The sequence below is a fragment of the Bacteroides reticulotermitis JCM 10512 genome, from assembly GCF_000517545.1.
GTDB classification, from domain to species: domain Bacteria; phylum Bacteroidota; class Bacteroidia; order Bacteroidales; family Bacteroidaceae; genus Bacteroides; species Bacteroides reticulotermitis.
Genome location: NZ_BAIV01000063.1, coordinates 1 through 4,645 on the forward strand (window position 1 = coordinate 1; position 4,645 = coordinate 4,645).

The window sequence follows — 4,645 nt, forward strand, 5'->3', positions numbered from 1 at the left end:
CAGGCGGCATACGATGGACTTCGTGAGATAGGCGGTACAATCGTTTCCATTACACTGGTGCTGGTGGTGGTGTTCATCCCTATTTCTTTGACACAGGGGATTATTGCCAATGTATTTCGCCAATTTGCCGTTACTATCGCCATTGCGGTACTGTTCAGTCTGTTGGTTTCATTTACCGTAGTACCCTTGCTTTACTCCCGATTCGGAAAGATAGACGAGTTCAACCGCGATGGCTTTATCGGACGAGGCATTCAGGCTTTCGAGAACCGGATAGAGAGGATAGCCAAATGGTTTTCAAGTCTTTTAGGTTGGTCTTTGTCGCATAAGCAGATTACGATGGTGGTTACTCTTGCGGCTTTGATAGGCTCTGTAAGCCTGATAGCGTTCGGTTTTATCGGAAGCAACTTTGCTCCGATGGGCGATCAAGGGCAATTTGTTATGAAGCTGGAACTGCCCCGCGATGTTACCATAGAACAATCCAATCAGATCACTTACCAAGCGGAAAATATTTTGAGAAGCAGCCCCTTAGTCGAAACCGTATTTACCACCATAGGCGCGGAAGAAAACGGACAACCGCAAGCCCGCTTAGCCGATTTGCGGGTAAAGATGATTCCGCATAATCAGCGTAATATTTCAACTTCCGATTTTTCACGGGAAGCAAAACTTTTTCTGCAACAGCATATACCCGGAGCGCAAATATGGGTGGCAACGACCGACCTAATGGGAAATATAGATGAAGCTCCGATACAGTATTACATTACCGGACATCATATTGATTCCGTGCGGACGGCAGCCAATCTTCTTCTCCATAGCATCAAATTCGTGAAAGGTATAGTCGATCCCAAATTATCAGCCGAAGAAAGCAGTCCCGAAATCAGTATCATTCCCGACCGTGAAAAGATGGCGGCATTAGGAATCCCTTTTGAAATGTTGGGTATGGGATTGGGAAACGCATTCAGCGGAAACAATGATGCAAAATTCAGGCAAAATGAATACGAATACGACATCAATACCCGTCTTGACAATTTCGACCGCAGGAGTACGGCGGACGTTGAAAATCTTACATTCATAAGTACCTCCGGCGAAGCTGTCAAACTGAAACAGTTTGCACGGATAGAAGAAAGCAATGCGCCGGGTATTTTGGAACGCCGTAACCGTAGTGCTTGCATAACGTTAAATTGTCAAGTCGGCGGTCGTCCCATCGGCGACATCGGGCAGGACGTCAGCCAAATAATAAACTCCCTCGATTTGCCGGAAAACATCACGATAATTCCCGGCGGCGAACTTGAAATGCAGGACGAAAGTTTTGGCACAATGGGAATAGCGCTCATCATTTCCATTCTGTTGGTTTACCTCATCATGGTATTATTATACAACAACTACGTGTATCCCTTTGTAGTATTAATCTCTATTCCTCTTGCCATAATAGGTGCATTACTCGCTTTGGCTCTCACGATGGATACCCTTAACCTGTTTACTCTGCTGGGCTTACTTGCACTCATAGGCTTGTCGCCAAAAACGCCATCATCTTAGTCGATTTCACTAATCAGTCGAAAGAAAAAGGAATGGAACTTAAAGCTGCTCTTATTGAGGCAACCCGCCAACGATTCCGTCCCATTCTGATGACAACGGCTGCAACGGTAATAGGTATGCTTCCTATTGCATTGGCAACCGGAGCAGGAGCCGAATGGAAAAACGGTCTGGCTTGGGTTATGATTGGGGGATTGATTAGTTCTATGTTCCTGACGCTTATTGTTGTTCCGGTGGTTTATTACGTGATGGATAAAATGTTGGAAAAAGTGGGATTGGGTAAGAAAAAAGTTATTGAAATAAAAGAATAATAATGAAACAAATTTTACAAACCATTGCATACAAAAGTGTCTATGGTATTGCTTATACCGTAAGCCTGATACCTATGGCATTTTTGTATGCAATGGCTTCTTTCGCATTTTTCCTCTCTTATCATGTTATCGGATATAGGAAAGCGGTCGTGATTCAAAATATCTCACGTTCTTTTCCCGATATGAAATACGGAGAAATTCGCTGTGTGGTAAAGAAATTCTATACCTGTTTTGCCGCCTACTTTGCCGAAATACTTAAAAGCATATCCGCTCCGGCAGAGGTTCTTGATAAGAAGATAACGTTTGAAAATTTGGAACTTATAGACAGGCACATGAACGCTGGACGGAATGTTATTGCTTGCTTGGGACATTGCGGTAATTGGGAAATGCTGAATTTTATGCCTTATAAACTTCGCCACGATATGTATGCCGTTTATAAGCCTCTGCAGTCGGGCATAATGAACAGATTAATGATTAAACTCCGGTCACGGTTCGGAATGAAGTTAATACCTGACAAATCAGTTATACGTCATATTCTGACACAAAAATCATCCCCTGCTGTTTATCTGTTTTTGTCCGACCAATGCCCCCGGATAAAAGATGATAAATATAAATTCGAGTTGTTGAATCAGGAAACCTATCTCTTTTCGGGTATGGAGAAGCTGGCGCGTATAAGTCGGTCGGCAGTTATCTACCTGCATATTACACAGCTATCAAAAGGAAATTATAAAGTAACGTGTATCCCTGTATGCTCCGAAGCAGAATCTACGAATGAAGGAGAAATAAGCCAGAAATATGTTGATTTACTGGCGGAAAATATCAAGGAAGAACCATACGGCTGGTTATGGACACATAAAAGATGGAAAAGATAAATTAATATGTATTACTTATGAACTTTCTGCTGGGCTTAATACCAAATTTGTTTGCGCAAAATCTTCTGAATGTCTACATCATGGGCCCTTGGATAAAAACCTACGATTCTTCGGGCGATAAAATCGCCGCCATGCGATCATCCGGCAAAGAAGTACAAAGCGTAGGCGACGATTTTTTTGTGGTTCTCAACGGTAGCCGGATAGAAACCTATAACTCTCAATGCAAAAAGATAGCTTTCTTGCGGATTTTCGGGAAAATAGTTGTCGAAGTTACCGATGCCTTCTTTTCGATAAAGCGAGGCTGTCAGGTGGAGATTTATGATAGGGATTGCCATAAAATGGAAGGGGGAAATGTGAAATTCAAAATGCTAAATATAGGATGCTTCCTGAAGTCTTCAATCTATCAGATAATTAGGTATGTAAGAATTTGTACTACACTCATAGAAATATTAAATCTTAAATTCATGATTATGATAAATTATGTCGAAAAACTACAGAAAGAGATTAGGCTGAGGATTCAGCAGATCGAGGCCGAGGATAAAAATATCCTGAAAAAATCTCTCGATGCTTCTCATGTCCTGGGAAATGCTTTTGACCAGTTAAAGGAATTTATCATAGCATATCAATTTCAGGACGAGGACGAGGAAATATTGTTTTTTAAAGAGGTTAAACCCAAGATATTCTGCCATCTAATTTATTACAGGAAAGTATATAATACCGAAATGCACCGTCCAGTTGCCAGCGTGGAGGCGCAAAAGGAATATCTAAAAAGGAAACTGGACGTTATTCAGGATTTTAACGATAAGATACTGGATTTTTACCGTTATTACCGTTCCGGCGCAACGTACCTCGATGCTGCCTATTTTGTTCGCGGCCAACCCGACACTGAGCAATATCTTGAAACATTCTATTACGAACGCGATCCGCAGTTTTCAACCAACGCAGATTTTAAGGTTGCCAAAATTATAGCAAACGATATGTTGCAGGCGTATCTTCTTTCGGAGTTGGAGTTGTTGGACAGCTATATGTTAAAGCCCAACAGCACCTCTTTCCCGAAGGTTAAACTAACTTGGACAGGCAGCAAGACCGACCTGATAGAGCTGATCTACGCATTGGATACCGAAGGGTGCTTTAACAACGGAAAAATACCACTGATACAGATAGCAGCATATTTTGAGAGCGTGTTTAATATCGAATTGGGTAACAATATAGCCCGTAATTTCTATGATATGCGTATCCGAAACCATCCGACACCATTCCTTGATCGCTTACGGGAAGAAATACGCAAACGGATGGAAAATTTTAAGCCGGGTGGAAAAGACAAAAACAAGGGTAAAGACAAGGACGGAAAATGAAAATAGTGAACTTTAAAAAATTAAGGTTATGAAGAGAATTTTATTATTACCATTATTTGTATTGTTGTTCTCCTGTGGAGGAACAACGAGTAAGTATGAAAAAGTGATTGCCGATTTCGTACAAACCAATAGCAGAGGTACGAAATTGGATATGCATTTCAAAGCGGAAAAACTGGAAGAAGTACGCCGCGTAACCGTTGCTGACAGTATTAAAATAATCACAGACAATTTTAATGCTGAGAGGGACAAGCAAATGGCCTCGCTTGAAAAAACAGTCAGTTTATTTACTGAAAACTTAGAAAAAGCGAAAGCCGCCAACAGACCGTCTCTAACGATGATAAACTCGTATCAGTCCAGCATTGACAAAACAAACGAACAGATTGCAGCTCTTAGAAAAAGTGTCCCGCAAGAACTGGCAAAGTACGAGAACAGGGATGCAGGCGATATTTTAACGATTGTTGTTCGTTGTACTTATTCCGTCGATGAGCCGATAACGAATAAGAGGGCAATGGAAACATTTGATTTCTTCCTTTCACCGGACGGGACAAAATGTTATTCCCAGAAAAGGGTAAAGGAA

General features: G+C 41.6%; 4 protein-coding genes and 1 pseudogene. 4 read left to right on the top strand and 1 reads right to left on the bottom strand.

From position 1 onward, the window contains the following. Both JCM10512_RS20715 and JCM10512_RS20720 read left to right on the top strand, forming a co-directional pair. Positions 1 to 1,841, top strand: a pseudogene (locus JCM10512_RS20715) (efflux RND transporter permease subunit); the annotation flags it as partial. A 2-nt stretch (positions 1,842 to 1,843) separates the two neighbouring features. Beyond that, a complete protein-coding gene (locus JCM10512_RS20720; protein WP_081741573.1) occupies positions 1,844 to 2,713 on the top strand; it encodes a lysophospholipid acyltransferase family protein in 870 nt (289 codons plus the stop codon). A gap of 137 nt (positions 2,714 to 2,850) precedes the next feature. Here the strand turns inward: JCM10512_RS20720 and JCM10512_RS22635 are convergent, their stop codons facing one another. Then, positions 2,851 to 3,048, bottom strand: a complete 198-nt coding sequence (locus JCM10512_RS22635) for a hypothetical protein (protein WP_148298512.1) — start codon at positions 3,046 to 3,048, stop codon at positions 2,851 to 2,853. 135 nt (positions 3,049 to 3,183) lie between these two features. Here JCM10512_RS22635 and JCM10512_RS20725 point away from each other — a divergent pair, with 135 nt between their 5' ends. Next, positions 3,184 to 4,068, top strand: a complete 885-nt coding sequence (locus JCM10512_RS20725; protein WP_044165808.1) for an RteC domain-containing protein — start codon at positions 3,184 to 3,186, stop codon at positions 4,066 to 4,068. Positions 4,069 to 4,096: 28 nt separating this feature from the next. Continuing rightward, positions 4,097 to 4,645, top strand: a 549-nt coding sequence (locus JCM10512_RS20730) for a hypothetical protein (RefSeq protein ID WP_044165807.1), incomplete at its 3' end; no start/stop codon positions are given.

Bases quoted from the DNA above. Each gene is read 5' to 3' on its own strand.
- JCM10512_RS20725 (WP_044165808.1), top strand. From the start codon at position 3,184: ATGATAAATTATGTCGAAAAACTACAGAAAGAGATTAGGCTGAGGATT.
- JCM10512_RS22635 (WP_148298512.1), bottom strand. From the start codon at position 3,048: ATGGCAATCCCTATCATAAATCTCCACCTGACAGCCTCGCTTTATCGA.
- JCM10512_RS20720 (WP_081741573.1), top strand. From the start codon at position 1,844: ATGAAACAAATTTTACAAACCATTGCATACAAAAGTGTCTATGGTATT.